The sequence below is a fragment of the Acinetobacter sp. ANC 4654 genome (assembly GCF_002135425.1).
GTDB lineage: Bacteria > Pseudomonadota > Gammaproteobacteria > Pseudomonadales > Moraxellaceae > Acinetobacter > Acinetobacter kyonggiensis.
In genome coordinates this window covers 53,576-68,558 of the sequence record NZ_NEGL01000008.1, presented here as the reverse complement: position 1 = coordinate 68,558, position 14,983 = coordinate 53,576, and the positions used below count along the sequence as shown (strand labels likewise).

Annotated in this window: 13 protein-coding genes; 7 read left to right on the top strand and 6 right to left on the bottom strand. The window is 37.4% G+C overall.

Going from position 1 to position 14,983, the window contains the following annotated elements:
- Nucleotides 1–2: 2 nt before the first annotated feature.
- The 7 genes from glnE to B9T24_RS13000 all read left to right on the top strand — a co-directional run bounded on the left by glnE (nt 3) and on the right by B9T24_RS13000 (nt 8,287).
- Entirely contained in the window at nt 3–2,753 is a 2,751-nt protein-coding gene (glnE, locus tag B9T24_RS13030; protein ID WP_086166169.1) for a bifunctional [glutamate--ammonia ligase]-adenylyl-L-tyrosine phosphorylase/[glutamate--ammonia-ligase] adenylyltransferase, read from the top strand.
- A 25-nt stretch (nt 2,754–2,778) separates the two neighbouring features.
- Nucleotides 2,779–3,705, top strand: coding sequence for a branched-chain amino acid transaminase (locus tag B9T24_RS13025; protein ID WP_086166168.1), 927 nt, complete (start codon nt 2,779–2,781; stop codon nt 3,703–3,705).
- A 101-nt stretch (nt 3,706–3,806) separates the two neighbouring features.
- Nucleotides 3,807–4,697, top strand: coding sequence for an ELM1/GtrOC1 family putative glycosyltransferase (locus B9T24_RS13020; RefSeq protein WP_086166167.1), 891 nt, complete (start codon nt 3,807–3,809; stop codon nt 4,695–4,697).
- A 5-nt stretch (nt 4,698–4,702) separates the two neighbouring features.
- On the top strand, nt 4,703–5,731 hold the full coding sequence (locus B9T24_RS13015) for a glycosyltransferase (protein WP_086166166.1): 1,029 nt from the start codon (nt 4,703–4,705) through the stop codon (nt 5,729–5,731).
- The gene (locus tag B9T24_RS13010) at nt 5,728–6,483 is read left to right on the top strand and encodes a polysaccharide deacetylase family protein (RefSeq protein ID WP_213032953.1); all 756 of its coding nucleotides are present in this window, start codon (nt 5,728–5,730) and stop codon (nt 6,481–6,483) included. The genes B9T24_RS13015 and B9T24_RS13010 overlap by 4 nt, the downstream gene beginning before the upstream one ends.
- A complete protein-coding gene (locus B9T24_RS13005; protein ID WP_086166165.1) occupies nt 6,477–7,256 on the top strand; it encodes a glycosyltransferase family 2 protein in 780 nt (259 codons plus the stop codon). Before B9T24_RS13010 ends, B9T24_RS13005 begins: the two co-directional genes overlap by 7 nt.
- Nucleotides 7,253–8,287, top strand: a complete 1,035-nt coding sequence (locus B9T24_RS13000) for a glycosyltransferase (protein WP_086166164.1) — start codon at nt 7,253–7,255, stop codon at nt 8,285–8,287. The genes B9T24_RS13005 and B9T24_RS13000 overlap by 4 nt, the downstream gene beginning before the upstream one ends.
- On the opposite strand, the gene B9T24_RS12995 is transcribed toward B9T24_RS13000, so the two are convergent.
- The 6 genes from B9T24_RS12995 to B9T24_RS12970 form a co-directional block, all read right to left on the bottom strand.
- Complete coding sequence (locus B9T24_RS12995) at nt 8,288–9,178, bottom strand: hypothetical protein (protein ID WP_086166163.1); 891 nt, start codon at nt 9,176–9,178, stop codon at nt 8,288–8,290.
- A 36-nt stretch (nt 9,179–9,214) separates the two neighbouring features.
- Entirely contained in the window at nt 9,215–10,321 is a 1,107-nt protein-coding gene (locus B9T24_RS12990) for a glycosyltransferase (RefSeq protein WP_086166162.1), read from the bottom strand.
- A gap of 1 nt (nt 10,322) precedes the next feature.
- A complete protein-coding gene (locus B9T24_RS12985) occupies nt 10,323–11,168 on the bottom strand; it encodes a glycosyltransferase family 25 protein (RefSeq protein WP_086166161.1) in 846 nt (281 codons plus the stop codon).
- Nucleotides 11,169–11,724: 556 nt separating this feature from the next.
- The gene (locus tag B9T24_RS12980; protein ID WP_086166160.1) at nt 11,725–12,816 is read right to left on the bottom strand and encodes a glycosyltransferase; all 1,092 of its coding nucleotides are present in this window, start codon (nt 12,814–12,816) and stop codon (nt 11,725–11,727) included.
- A 233-nt stretch (nt 12,817–13,049) separates the two neighbouring features.
- Nucleotides 13,050–13,820, bottom strand: a complete 771-nt coding sequence (locus B9T24_RS12975) for a glycosyltransferase family 32 protein (protein ID WP_086166159.1) — start codon at nt 13,818–13,820, stop codon at nt 13,050–13,052.
- A gap of 275 nt (nt 13,821–14,095) precedes the next feature.
- Nucleotides 14,096–14,968, bottom strand: a complete 873-nt coding sequence (locus B9T24_RS12970; protein ID WP_086166158.1) for a lysophospholipid acyltransferase family protein — start codon at nt 14,966–14,968, stop codon at nt 14,096–14,098.
- Between the last annotated feature and the right edge of the window lie 15 nt (nt 14,969–14,983).

Below are 14,983 nucleotides of genomic sequence, written 5' to 3'. Positions count from 1 at the left end.
AAATGAATGCGGAACAATTGCAGAAGACATTACGTGCGAGCCAATATGCAGAACTGGTATTGGGAAATCACAGTATATTTTTAGAACAAGATTATGCAATTGACCAATTTATAAATCCTTTAACGACACAACAAATTCAGCACGTTGTGCAAACATCTTTAGATCACCTTGCCGATGAAGCGAAATGGATGCGAGAACTTCGTATTCTTCGCGCACGTCTTATGTTTCGTTGGATTTGGCAGGATGCCAATCAACTGACCGATGTGGTGACCTTAACACGTGAGCTGTCAGATTTTGCTGATGCGACAATTTGTGCAGCAAAAGACTTTGCCAGAATTCCGCTGGTGGCGAAGCATGGTGAGCCTATTGGTTATAATGGCAAAGTACAGGATTTGATTGTTGTGGCGATGGGGAAACTTGGCGCACAAGAACTGAATCTTTCCAGTGATATTGATCTTATTTTTGCCTTTGATGAACAGGGCGAAACCAATGGTCGAAAATGCATTGATGTACAGCAATTCTGTATTCTCTGGGGACAAAAACTAATTTATCTGCTGGATCATATTAGTGCAGATGGTTTTGTTTTTCGTGTGGATATGCGTTTACGCCCGTGGGGAGATGGCTCGGCGCTTGCGATTAGCCATGTCGCATTAGAAAAATATTTAAGCCAGCATGGACGTGAGTGGGAGCGTTATGCATGGATTAAGGCACGTATTGTAACGGGCGGTCAAAAGGGTGAAGAACTGCTGGATATGACCCGACCCTTCGTCTTTAGAAAGTATGTCGATTACAGCGCCTTTGAAGCCATGCGCGAAATGAAAGCCATGATTGAGCGTGAAGTGCTGCGTCGTAATATTGAAGATGACATCAAGCTTGGCGCAGGTGGGATTCGTGAAGTTGAATTTATTGTGCAGGTTTTTCAGCTAATTTACGGTGGCTCTAAATTGGAGTTACAAGATCGCCAGTGTTTGGTCAGTCTGCATCATTTGGGTGAAGTTGGGCTTTTGGATACACAAGCGGTCATTGAACTGGAAGATGCCTACCTTTTTCTGCGCCGTGTAGAACATGCCATTCAAGCATTGAATGATCAACAAACCCAATCTTTACCTACCGAGCCTGAATTGCGTCAACGTATTGTGGATACTTTAGCTTTTAGCGATTGGGAGGCATTCCTTGAAACGCTGAATGCTAAACGAGCCAAAGTTATTCATCAGTTTGAACACCTGATTAAAGAAAAAGAACCTGATCCTTTAATTGAAAGCTTTAGCCAATTAGAAAAACAACTGGAAGCGGTACTGGATGATGGTGCAAAAAATTTGGTGCATGAGTTCTGGTATGGTCATGCCTTAAAAAAATTACCCGCGAAAGCAGTACAACGCTTAAAAACCTTTTGGCCGCATTTGATTGAAGCAATTTTACAGTCGAATAAACCTCAAATTGCACTTTTACGCCTGATGCCTTTGGTTGAGTCGGTGCTGCGCCGTACTGTGTATTTGGTGATGCTGATTGAAAGTAAAGGTGCATTGCAACGACTGGTAAAAATGGCAACGGTCAGTCCGTGGATTTGTGAAGAATTGACCCATTATCCTGTGTTGTTGGATGAGTTTTTATCGATGGATTTTGAGTTGCCAAAACGCCAAGATCTAGAAGACTCATTACGCCAACAATTGTTGCGTATTGAGATTGATCAAGTCGAAGATCAACTCCGTGTATTACGATTGTTTAAAAAATCCAATGTCTTGGCTGTTGCAGCCAGTGATGTTTTGGCTGAAAGTCCTTTGATGAAAGTCTCTGATGCATTAACCGATATTGCGGAAGTTTCGGTCAATGCAACTTTAAATTTAGCTTATCAAATTACGGCAAAAAAACATGGTTTTCCACTTGATGTAGAAGGGCAGCGTTGTTCAACCGATCATACAGCATTTACGGTAGCGGGTTATGGCAAGCTAGGAGGCATTGAGATGGGGTATGGCTCAGATTTGGATTTGGTGTTTATTCACTATATGGATGAACAGAGCGACACAGATGGTCAGAAAAAAATCAGTGGTTTTGAATTTGCGATACGCGTAGCACAGAAATTTATGTCACTCATGACCACGCAGACTTTGGATGGGCGTGTTTATGAAATTGACACGCGTCTACGCCCATCAGGTGAAGCAGGGCTTTTGGTCACCAGTTTAAAAGCCTTTGAGCAATATCAATTAAAGAATGCATGGTTATGGGAACATCAGGCTTTGGTTCGCGCACGTTCGATTGCGGGTGAGCAAAGTTTGCGCGATAAATTTGAAGCATTGCGTTGTCGTATCTTGATTCAGCCGCGCGATGAAGCCAAAGTTCGTGAAGAAGTGCTGAAAATGCGTCAGAAAATGAAAGACCATTTAGGCTCGTCAAAAGAACAGCAAAAAGATGGAATTTTTCATTTAAAACAGGATGCAGGTGGTATCGTTGATATTGAATTTATGGCACAGTATGCGGTACTCGCATGGAGTGGGGCGAATTCTGATCTCGCCCATTATTCCGACAATGTAAGAATCCTTGAGGATGCCGCAAACGCCGGTTGCTTATCCAGTGACGACGCGACAGCATTGATTCAAGCCTATTTAAGTGAACGCGCTGAGAGCCACCGTTTAGCCCTTGCCAATCAATCGATGCAAGTGAATGCTGCGGATTGGTTCGATACCCGAGAGGTGGTTTGCAAGCTATGGCAGAGATTAATTGATCCAACGGCGACCTTCGCTTTGGAACGTGAATAATTGTATAAAAATTGGAGTTTGTGTCATGAATTTGGCTGATCGTGATGGTTTTATTTGGCAAGATGGACAAATGGTTGATTGGCGTGAAGCGAAAATTCACGTTTTAACTCATACATTACATTACAGTATGGGTGTTTTTGAAGGTGTCCGTGCCTATGAAACTCCGAATGGAACCGCGATTTTCCGTTTGCAAGATCACACTAAACGTTTGCTGAATTCTGCAAAAATTTATCAAATGAAAGTTCCATATAATCAAGCAACATTAGAGCAAGCTCAGATTGATGTTGTGCGTGAAAATAAATTGGCTTCTTGCTATTTGCGTCCAATTATTTTTATCGGTTCTGAAAAACTGGGGATCGCTGCAACAGACAATACCATTCATGCCACTGTTGCTGCATGGAGCTGGGGTGCTTACCTTGGTGATGAAGCAATGGCGAAAGGTATTCGTGTTAAAACGTCATCATTTACCCATCACCATCCAAACGTGACTATGTGTAAAGCAAAAGCATCGGGTAACTATACCTTGTCTATTCTTGCACATCAGGAAGTGGCACACTCGGGTTATGACGAAGCAATGTTGATGGACCCACAAGGTTATGTATGCCAAGGTTCAGGCGAAAACGTATTCTTAGTGAAAGATGGCGTGCTGCATACACCAGAAATTTCGGGTGGTGCATTAGATGGTATTACCCGTCAAACCATTATCACTATTGCCAAAGACTTGGGTTATGACGTGGTTGAACGTCGTATTACCCGTGATGAGTTCTATATTGGTGATGAAGCATTCTTTACCGGTACTGCTGCGGAAGTAACCCCAATTCGTGAATATGATGACCGTGAAATTGGTTGTGGTTCGCGTGGTCCAATTACAGAGAAAATCCAGAAAGCATTCTTTGATGCAGTTCAAGGCAAAGACCCTAAATATGCACACTGGTTAACTTACGTAAAATAAGCTGATCAGTTAAGATAAAAAGGCGAAAACTTGGTTTTCGCCTTTTTTTATTGGTTATATCTTTTCTAGGTTTAGGTTAATTCTTTTCGAAGGACATTTTTATGCATATTGTCTATGTTAGTGATGGAAAGGCGGGGCATCGCTCACAAGCAATTGGTTTGTATCAGGCAATGCAAAGACAAAGTATAGAAGCGGTGACTTTTGAAGAGATTCTGATTGATCAATTGCCCATTTTGAACTTGTTATTGGCGACATTTAAACAAAGCACGTCGGCTATTGCTCAGTCACCCGATTATATTTTGGGTGTAGGCAGCCATACTCAGCTACGTGTTTTATTGCTGGGGAAAGTGTATCCGCAAGCCAAAACCGTGATTATGATGAAGCCGAATTTTCCATTTACTTGGTTTAATTATGCGATTATTCCTGAACATGATGGCGTTGAAGCATCTGCTCATGTTATCACCACCAAAGGTGCGCTCAATCCGATTGTGAATGAGCAAAGACACCAGAAAAATAGAATTTTAATTGCCCTAGGTGGATCATCGAAACGCCATCAATGGAATGAAAAAAAGGTTTTAATTTCAATTGATGAAATCGTGAAGAATCATCCTCAAGCTGAGATTATTTTGACCACTTCACGGCGTACACCGAACGTATTTTTAACTCATTTGAATGAGACTCCATTGGCATCTCATCTCCATATATTTCCTGTTGAACACACCCCGCAAGGCTGGATTTTTGAAGAAATGCAAAAAGCAGAAGCCGTTTGGGTTACTGAAGACAGTGTTTCGATGATTTTTGAGGCATTAACTGCAGGGTGTAAGGTTGGGGTGATTGAAATTGACCGTTTGAAATCTGATAGAATTACGCAAATGATAGATAAATTATTATCTTTACCTTATGTTGAGGAGAGTCAGCAAGGTCTGATTAATCTTCAATTGAATGAAGCAGATAGAATTGCTCATATTTTATTGAAAAATAGAGATGTTTAAATTAAATGAAAATATTACATATTGCGAATTTTGGTTTTAATAAACACGGGGCTCATTTTTACTGTACAGATCGTAAAATTTCCGCAGGTCTCATTGAAAATGGGCATTTTGTTTATGATTTTAGCTTTCGTGATATGGCGCGAATGGGTACGATATTTAAAACTAAAAAATTGGGTGCAACTTGGGCCAATAAAGAAATTTTAAAAATTGTCGATAATATTGAGCCGGATTTAGTGCTGATTGGTCATAGTGATTTAATGAGTCCGAATGTTCTAAAAGAAATTAAGCAACACTATCCAAAAACTAAAATAGCCTTTTGGTATGTCGATCCATTATATCTAGAGCATAAACTGGGTTTCGTTCGTGATTTTTCCCCGTATCTTGATGCAATTTTTTGTACCACGGGTGGCGAATATCTTGAAAAACTCAAGCAACCGCATTTGAAAGTGGCGTATATGCCAAATGTCGGGCATCGTAATGTGGAACAATTAAAGCAATTTGAATCGACCAATATTGATAAAGAATTTATTTTCTGTGGGGTGGTGTATAAAGAACCTGAGCGTGAAAAATTCTTAAAAGACTTGGCCGATACTTTAAAAAATAATCATGTTCAATATCAATATTATGGTTGTTTTGAGCAACCCGGAGTGTATGGGAAAGGCTATTACAAAGTTCTTTCCCAATCGCGTATGGGCTTAAATTATTCACGTAAAAATGATGTGACTTTATATAGTTCAGACCGAATTGTGCAACTCACAGGTAATGGACTATTGACGTTTAGTCCACGTATTCCGAGCTTCGATAAACTCTATACGGAACAAGAAGTGGTTTATTTTGATGATCAGTTCGATTTAGCTGAAAAAATTCAATTCTATGCTGCACATCCTGAAGATGCGAAACGTATAGCCGAAGCGGGTTGGCATAAAACACGCGCCAGTTTCAATGGTAAACGGATTACTCAATTCATGGTCGAAGTCACTTTTGATCAGCCATTATCAGAAGCCTATGAATGGGCACATGAGGTCTATGCATGATTTGGTTGCTTTATATTGTAATGGGTTTCATTGCTTTAGCCGCGTTGTTATATTTATTGGGTAACTATACTTTTTGGTTGCCTTTTCGCAGCGCAAAGTTACCTAGAATTGTGATGTTGCATCAGGTAACACCACATGAAGATGCTTCGGGTATGAATATGCCACCACAGAAGTTTGAACAGCTATTACAGTATTTAGTGAAAAAGGGCAGTACCTTTTGTTTTGTTTCTGAGCTTGATCAATATCAGGGGCAAAAGCATGTTGTTGCTTTGTCCTTTGATGATGGTTTCTTGGATAACTATCAATATGCTTATCCGCTACTCAAAAAATACCATGCCAAAGCGACCATTTATTTAGCCACGCAAATTGAAGGCATTGAAAAATTAGCACCTGAACAAATTCGTGAAATGTCAGAATCAGGCTTAATTGAGTTTGGTGCACATACCCAGCATCATGTGAACTTACTGAAATTAAGTGATGATGAAGCTTATCAAGAGATGCAAAATTCAAAACGAGATGTTGAAGCACTTGTGGGACGTTGCCTAAGTTTTGCCTATCCTTTTGGGCGTTTTAATGAAAAACATCAACAGATGGCAAAAGAGATTGGCTTTAAAAATGCAGTCTCAACCCGTAAAAAAGTTGAAGCCTATACTGAATTCAATCAATTTAATATCCCCCGCGTAAGTACTCATGGGGCAATGAATACGGTGCAAATGCGTATTGCTTTAGCCAAAGGACGTTATAAATTATGAGTATTCCATGTAGTGTTTATATCGTTACTTTGAATTGTGCTGCTTGGCTTGAAGACACTTTAAACAGTGTTGCTGATTTTGCAGAAGTGGTCATTTTAGATTCAGGCAGTAGCGATGATACGTATAAAATTGCCCGAAGCTTTCCAAATGTACGCATTAGCCATCAAGATTGGCAAGGTTATGCAGCACAAAAAAGCCTCGCTTTGGCACAATGTCAGCAAGAGTGGGTACTGAATTTAGATGGTGATGAAGTTTTATCTGATGAGCTAAAACAAGAGATTGAGGCAACCATTCAAGCCAATCATATTGATGCCTTAATCACCCCGATTAATGATGTATTTTTAGCTGTACCGAATAGTAAGCATACAAAAAAACATGCCAAAGTACGCTTTTTCCGTAAAAGCAAAGGACAGTATGATCTTGCAAATAAAGTCCATGAAAATGTGATTATTGAAGGAACAAGTGTTCGTGCCAGCGGTGATATTTATCACTATGGTGAGTCGAGTATTTTTGTCAAAGTTGAAAAAAATAACCAATACTCTAACTTAAAAGCCGCTGAAAAATTTCAAAAAGGTAAAAAACCGAGTGTATTAAAATTAACTTTGGTGATGCCGGTCACCTTCTTAAAGTCGTATTTTATTCGACGTAGTTGTTTGAATGGTTGGCGTGGATTTGTAAATAGCATGATTAATGCTTTCTATGCTTTTTTAAAAGAAGCCAAGTTATTTGAACAGCATTTACAAGCGAATAAGCATAAACGAGATGATGTATGAAGATCGTTCAAGTTTTAGCAACAAGTGGCGGTGTGGGTGGTTTAGAACAACACACGTTTAACCTTGTGAATGAACTGTCTTTATCGAATGAGGTGCATATTATTGCGCACCCATGTTATGCGGACAAATTTAATCCGCAGGTGATTTTTCATGCCGTTGATTTTGCGCGCAGCCGTTGGAATATTATGTTACTCTGGCAACTTGCCCAATTAATTAAAACCATTCAGCCCCAAATTGTACATGCCCAAGCGGGTAAGGCTTCGGAACTGATTGCAAGAATTCGCCCATTTTTAGCTGATGTGAAAATTGTGACTACTGTGCATGGCACAAAAAAGAATAAGTCCGCCTATTTAGTTGGCGATGCCGTGATCGCTGTAAGCAAGGCACTGACACAGGGGATTCCAGAAGCCAAAGCACATATTGTTTATAATGGTGTGTATCCGCAAAGCGCGTTGTCTATAGAGGCAAAGCAAAAGCTAAAACACAGCATTGATCAACAATTTCCACGTCTAGATTCAACCCAAAAAATAGTGATGTGTATTGGTCGCTTAGAACCAGTGAAGAATATTGCTTTACTGATTCAAGCGATGCAGGAAATGGATGCAAATCTATGGATTTTGGGTGATGGCTCATTGCGCCAATCACTTGAAACGCAAGTGAGGCAACAACAGATGCAAGATCGGGTCGCATTTTTGGGTTTTAGAACCGATGCACGTGATTTATTGCAACTGGCCAATGTTGTGGCGTTGTCTTCAGATCGTGAAGGTTTTCCTTTGGTCATGGTGGAGGCGCTGCAAAGCGATAAAGTCATGGCATCGACCAAAGTCAATGGTGTTATTGAATGGTTGCCTGAGATGTATTTAGCAGATATTGGGAATGCACAAGGTTTAAAGACTGCTATTGAAAATGCACTAAGTCTTACATCTCAATTAGATTTTCAACCTTTATTTTCCCGTGCTAAAACTGAGTTAACGGTTGAAGCGATGACACAGCAAACACTACAGATTTATCAGCATTTGCTGTCTTCATAATTATGCTTTGGGGGATAAGCGAATCGCATCAAGTACCACAAAGTCATGTTCAGCATTGATGGTATGGCAGCCGTCATCTGCATTATTCCAATGCGGTACAACCACTTCCAATAATTGTTCATGATATTCGCTTGGGCTTAATCGGGTAATTTCTTTAAGCTCAATGTTGCCACCATAGCGTTTTAAGGAGTCTTGGCTAGGACGAACCAATTTATTTTGGTATATAAATGGTTTACCCGCCATACGAAACTGTTGTTGTCCTTTACACACAGGATTTTGAGGATGTTCTTGCCAGTGAGGATTTAGAATATCTTCAGTAAAGAATAAATCTAAGCGATCACCAAACTTCTTGCAGTTCCTACGTGTAGAGGTAAATAAATACCACATGCCATCATGATAAAAAGGCGTTGTATCAACCGCTTCAATGCCTTCTAAAAGGTTGGAATGTTTTTCCCATTGCGTCGGGAAATCTGTACATTTCCAGAGTTCAACCGTTTTATTGGCACTACTTTCAGGAATCATATACCAGTCATTTTCAACTTTAAAAACACATGGATAAGATAAATGGTAATCCAGCTTTAAGATGGTTTGTGGTTCGGTATAGCGACCATCTTTAAAGACTTCTAAAACTGATAAAAAACCAACAGGATGCTGGTCATCGACTTCTTCAAAAAAAATAAAATGACGACCCTGATTTTCTACATAAAAACAGTCCGCAAAAGTGAACTTTTTAGGCGAATGGATTTCAAATAGGTCTTTTAATTGGTCTTGGTTATTCAGCGGTTCACCCAGCCAACCAAAACGAATATACCAATGTGAATCAAACTTTTTATTCTGTTGATTCTGCTGGTGTTTGTACCATTTTTTGAGAATTATGCGCGAGATAGACATGATGACTTGCTCAAATCAAAGGTTAAATAGTGGGGCTTATAATTCTTCAAAGGCTTTCACCATTTCTGAGATATTTAAGCGTTGTATGTCTTGTTCTCGAATCACATAGGGATGGGTGACCACTTGATAAAGTCGTTGGGACAAAGCTTGCATATCATTTAAAGTCACTAGACCTTGAGCGAGTTCACCTGATGAAAGTTGGTGTTCTACGCCTTCGCAGCAATTAAAAGCAACAACAGGAACATTCAAAATAAGGGACTCTGCAACAATGAGCGGTGAACCTTCGGTACGGGAAGGTAAAATTAAGCAATGGCTTTGTTGAATAAAACGATTGGGTTGATCTTGCCAGCCTAAAAGATCAATACGTTCTGTCAATCCTAAGGCTTCAGCAAGGTGAGTTAATTCATCTAACAATGGCCCATCACCGACGATTGCCATACGTCCAGTTAGACCACTTTCAGCAAAAGCTTTTATTGCCACATCGGGCTGTTTTTCTTCAGATAAACGTCCGACGAAAATTGCATCCCATTTTTTGATAATGCTACTTTCATCATTTAGCAAGTTGCTCTTGAGCCGTTTAACATCAATACCATTATGAATGACCTTGACTGTAGCCTCTTGAATATGCTGTTGGATAAGATTCCCAATATCTTGATTAACAACAATAAGTTGCTTGCTTTTAAATAGGTAATTACAGGCTTTTTTACATTGCATAAACTTCTTCAGCGCTTCTAAATATTTAAAGAAACCTAAATTTTGTTTACGTACCAAACCTAATGAATCACCATGTACCCAAAACCAAACATTCCCTGTCAGAATTGGCGATAACCAAAAAGCATGTGAATGACCCGCAATAATGGTATCTGGTGCTAAGTCATTAATGATTTGCATCAGTTCAGCTTGTTGTTCTAAAGGAACACTTTTTAACTTATTTTTCTTGATACTGCCTTGCATGAAAGCTGGTGTTATATCGAATTTGATTAGATTTAAGTCTTCAGGATAGGCTGTGCGTATATGATTTGAATCTAATAACAATACAGTCACATCATGACCTTTTTCTTTAAGCGCAACAGCGGTATCAATACAGATTTGTTCTGCACCACCACCATATAAATGATCTTGAATAAAAAGGTATTTTTTCATCTTAATCCTTGCTCTTATTATTTACTGGTGTATTTAAGCTGTTTTTATTTGCTGCGATAAAAGCAGAAAGACGAATAATTTTTTTAAATAAAAATAAAGAAATAATACGAGAAACGAGATCATTTTTCATTTTTCTAAAATTTTTCTTAAATCGATTTGGCTTTTTCATAAAAATTTTACGGTCGCCCGCAATATTACTTTGCATTTCATCATCATGTTCAAAGCAATAGTAATAAGGGGTAGTGGTTGATGACTTAAGTAAATAGGTCCAATCATCCAAGTAGGTTAATTTTTTAATTTGTTTTTCGATAAAAAACTGTGCTTTTTCTGGGGTGAGGGAATAGGCATATGCCCCAGTGTAAAGATCTTTCGGTCCAGTCAGATTGAAATACAGATGATCATCACTGTTAAAACCGCGAATACGCCGACGAGAAGGCTCTGTATTGCCACTTAGAAAGGCAAAATCAGGATTGAGGGTGATTAAGGAGTTTAGCTTTTCTGTAATGTGGTTAAGATTGACGATGACATCATCTTCTAAAATGATGATGCGGTCATATTCGGCATAATCACCTTGTGCTAAGCGTTGCCATAACGTCATATGACTTAAAAAGCAACCAAATTCGCTAGGTCCTAATGCATGTTCACATTGCCCAGAAAATTTCCTTCTAAGATCTAAAAAAACGATGTATTCAGGTGGAAGTTCTTTTCCATATACCGCTTCAAAAAACTGAAAATCAATTTGAATATCGGATACAGTTTGTTTGAGGGCTTGTATTTGATGAGATATGTTGTTTTGTCTTGCTTTGCTATCTTTTAAAGATATGCATAAGATTAAGATTTTCTTCATGTAGATATTCAAAAAATAATTATAGCTGCCGTTATTCTATAAGTTTTGCCACTAAAATTAAACTAAATAGCCAGCAACTAAGCTTTTGATTTTCTTTATTCAATGTTCGGTTACTCTTTATTATATTTTTGTACATCTCTAATTCTTTTTACTAAAAAAGGTGAAAGGAGTAAATTAACGATGTTGTTAAAATTTATATCTATCGTAGAGTTATCTCCTACAATAAAAGTAGGAACCAAGAATAAAAAGTAATAGAACTCGGTTTTTAGCTTTAAATAAATATGTTTTAAAATTTATTCCTTTGGTGATTTTGAACGCTCTAGAAGGTAAAGCATTACCAACCTATAGTAAAGGTCAATAAATGCGCGATTGGTGGTCATAATGAAAAGCAAAATATTGAAGTGGCCAGAACTATTTGCCAAATATGAGATGAGCTTCAGCCACGAAGTGATGAACAATCTACACATCTTTAATCACTTTTGTTCAATATCATTCCATAATCCTCATTATGCTATTGATGCGAGTAAAATGAAAAAATGGACTGGGATGGATACCTCTAAATGCCTGTCAATTTTTTAAATTGATTTTTCATTGTATCCAAAGATAAATTTTTCTTATCTTTTTCAGTAATTTTATAAGAAGACTCAGATATATGATTGATGGTTTGTGCCAGAGCCTTGATATTTTGAGGTGGAACTAACCCATTTGCTAATTGATTCGATAGCTGGTGACAAACGCCTTCACAGCATTTGTAGGCAACTACTGGAGTATCAAGTAAAATTGCCTCTGAAATGACAAGTGGGTATCCTTCAGTGTGTGAACTTAAAATAAGTAAGCGACTCGAATGGATATGATGGGCAACTTGGTCTGATTCTAACCATCCTAAAAAATAGACTCTATCTTGTAAGTTCAAATCATGAGTGAGCCGTAATAAATCAGCTTTCAAATATCCGTCACCGACAATGGCCATTCTCCCAGTCAGGTGACTCTGGGCAAAAGCTTGAATTGCATGGTGAACTTGTTTTTCTGAAGATAAACGGCCTACATATATTGCATCCCAAATGATATTTTTTTGTTGGGCTATTGACCGTTCCTGAATGCCATTATATAAAGTTATAACTTTAGATTCAGAACAAATTTTTGATATTTTTTTATTTAAATCTTTATTTACAACAATAATATTATGACCATTTAAAAGGGATTTGAAAAAATACGGTTGTCTAATTTTTCGTAAAAAATCACGTAATATATATTTAAAAGAAGGGCTTGGAGGTTGGTAAAAAATATCACCATGAATCCAATAATAAACATTTGGATGATTTAAAAATTTAGAAAGATGCAGACTGTTCCAGAAGCTTATGACCACCAGATCAGCGTGAAAATCATCCACTTTACTTTGTATTTCTTGTTTATATTCATCCGAGAAATTTTTCATTCTCCAAAAATTAGAGTTTATGAAATTACTGTTATTTTCAACATTAATTTCAGTAATGCTATTCGGAATATTTACGTTTAACTTGCTTCTATCTAATATGATTAAGCCGACATGATAGTCATGACTTAAGGCTGTTGCCAAATTAATCGTAATGATTTCTGCCCCGCCACCATAGGCATGATCTAAAATAAATAGAAGACGTTTTTTGTTCATGTTATTTATTTGACTCTAAAATTTATCAAAATGAAGGTAAATATTTTATGATTCGGATTTTACCGATATTTTACTTAAATATTATATCAATTCTATAAGCTCTCTCAATTTTTTTCCATCAATGTCTTTATGAAAAATATTTAACTCGCCACAAATTTTTGGCATTGTTTTGCTTTTAATAGCAATAAATTTATGGTGTATATGCTAGAAAAACGTTAATAGTCTTTATCTGCTTATTCTTTATTCTTTATAAATTGACGTATTAAGTACCATATAGATTTAATGGTCAGCACTTTAGATAATGCTCGTAGGTAATCTTTACTGTTCACACAATCAGGATGCTGGTTTAATTGCTTTATCTGAAATTGATCGTTGAGATAGTTTTTAGCAGTTTTAGTTTGATTTTCTACCCATGAGCCAAAAAAATGATGGGTGGCATAATTTACAGGAAGATCTAAGCAAAAATGAGTAGAGGGATAAATGTCGATAGTATATTGCCCATCATAACCTTGTTGATATGAATCATCTTTGGGATTGATACCAAAATCGTTAATAATTAGTCGGGATACAGAAATGGTATTTGTTTCTTGGTTTTTCTCATAATAGCGTTCAGTATAATAAGCTAAGACTTTTCTACTCAATGAGTGATTTGGTATTGCACCCCATACAGCCGTAAATGGATACCCAGTAGATTCAAATCCAGAAAAAGCCTGACATTTTAAAAAAGGATCTAGAGGTGCTTTTAGTTCTACATCTGTATCAAGGTATATACCGCCATACTCATAAAGTGCCCATGCTCTAACGTAATCTGAAACAAAAGCATATTTTTTTTGTTCATATGCGGATAGTGTAAATGGATGGGCAGATAAATTGAAACTCTGCTCGTTCCATAATTTTATTTCCCAATTTGGGCAATAAATTTTCCAATCGTTAATTATTTTTTGACATTCCTCAGGGAGCTCTTTAGTTCCAAACCAGCAGTAGTGAATAATTTTAGGAATCATTCAAGTTATCCGAATTATAAAATTTTAGGGAAATAAACAAGAGGAAGAGTCTTATTTTTAGCGAGTTAATTTATCAGAACTTACTTTTAAAACAATGATATAAAAATTTTAAGGATCCATAAAGTATAAGGAAAATTTACTATATGCAAGAATGAGAAGATTATGCCATTTTAGATAAATTATCTCAATTAAATAAAAATAATTATCTCAAAATAAAATTACGAATATTCTATTAAATAGTTTTAGATTTCAGCCTAGTATAGATACATGAAAATTTAATGTTGCTGTGGAAGATAAATATTCTCTTGCCCTTCAACTTTACGAAAACGCTTGTAAGACCATAAATACTGTTCAGGAGCGATATTAATCATAGCTTCTAAATTTTGATTGAGGCGATCTACGGAAGTTTGTAAATCTTTGGACAAAATGTCATCGGAAAGTCGTGAACAATGAACATTAAAACCAGAAACTTCATCACGAATACAACTGAGTCCAATGATATTACATTGGGTTTTACTGGCTAATTTTGACACCAATGTTGTTGATAAGGTTTTTTGTCCAAAAAAGTTTGAATAAATTCCACCAGATTCTTTGGGCAGGTGATCGGGTAATATGACCGTCAAGCCACCTTGTTTTAGGTGCTTAAAGATTGAACGCACACCATTTTCATTGGTTGGAACGAGGGTGGTATTGAGCCGTTGCCGTGCTTCCAACATAAAGCGATCAATGCCTTTGTTTTTATTGGGCTTGTACATAATCATTGGTGAGGCATATTGATTCAGCCATGTATTTAAAAGCTCCCAACAGCCAAAATGTGCAATCACCACAATCACACCTTTCTTATTGGCTAAGGCTTCAGTAAAGTACTGTTCACCATAAGTATTTTTCAATAAAGCTAAATTATATTCGGGCGGCATACCCCAACATTTAATCGACTCAACATAGGTCATACATTGGCTTTTTAAGCTATTTTTGATGAATATTTTTTGCTGCTGCGTGCTTAAACTTGGGTAGGCCAATTGCAGATTAATTCGGGTAATTCGTTTCATGGATGAGTTGTAACGATTAAGTAAAATAGCAATCCAAGAGGCAATCAACTGCAAGAGAGAAAGAGGAAGCAAGGCGATTATTTTGAATAAAAGATACATAACAGCGCAACTTAT

Excerpts from the sequence above, each read along its gene's own strand:
- B9T24_RS12990 (WP_086166162.1), bottom strand. The coding sequence starts at position 10,321 with ATGAAAAAATACCTTTTTATTCAAGATCATTTATATGGTGGTGGTGCA.
- B9T24_RS12995 (WP_086166163.1), bottom strand. The coding sequence starts at position 9,178 with ATGTCTATCTCGCGCATAATTCTCAAAAAATGGTACAAACACCAGCAG.
- B9T24_RS12985 (WP_086166161.1), bottom strand. The coding sequence starts at position 11,168 with ATGAAGAAAATCTTAATCTTATGCATATCTTTAAAAGATAGCAAAGCA.
- B9T24_RS13020 (WP_086166167.1), top strand. The coding sequence starts at position 3,807 with ATGCATATTGTCTATGTTAGTGATGGAAAGGCGGGGCATCGCTCACAA.
- B9T24_RS12975 (WP_086166159.1), bottom strand. The coding sequence starts at position 13,820 with ATGATTCCTAAAATTATTCACTACTGCTGGTTTGGAACTAAAGAGCTC.
- B9T24_RS13010 (WP_213032953.1), top strand. The coding sequence starts at position 5,728 with ATGATTTGGTTGCTTTATATTGTAATGGGTTTCATTGCTTTAGCCGCG.
- B9T24_RS13025 (WP_086166168.1), top strand. The coding sequence starts at position 2,779 with ATGAATTTGGCTGATCGTGATGGTTTTATTTGGCAAGATGGACAAATG.
- B9T24_RS13015 (WP_086166166.1), top strand. The coding sequence starts at position 4,703 with ATGAAAATATTACATATTGCGAATTTTGGTTTTAATAAACACGGGGCT.
- B9T24_RS12970 (WP_086166158.1), bottom strand. The coding sequence starts at position 14,968 with ATGTATCTTTTATTCAAAATAATCGCCTTGCTTCCTCTTTCTCTCTTG.
- B9T24_RS13000 (WP_086166164.1), top strand. The coding sequence starts at position 7,253 with ATGAAGATCGTTCAAGTTTTAGCAACAAGTGGCGGTGTGGGTGGTTTA.
- B9T24_RS12980 (WP_086166160.1), bottom strand. The coding sequence starts at position 12,816 with ATGAACAAAAAACGTCTTCTATTTATTTTAGATCATGCCTATGGTGGC.
- glnE (WP_086166169.1), top strand. The coding sequence starts at position 3 with ATGAATGCGGAACAATTGCAGAAGACATTACGTGCGAGCCAATATGCA.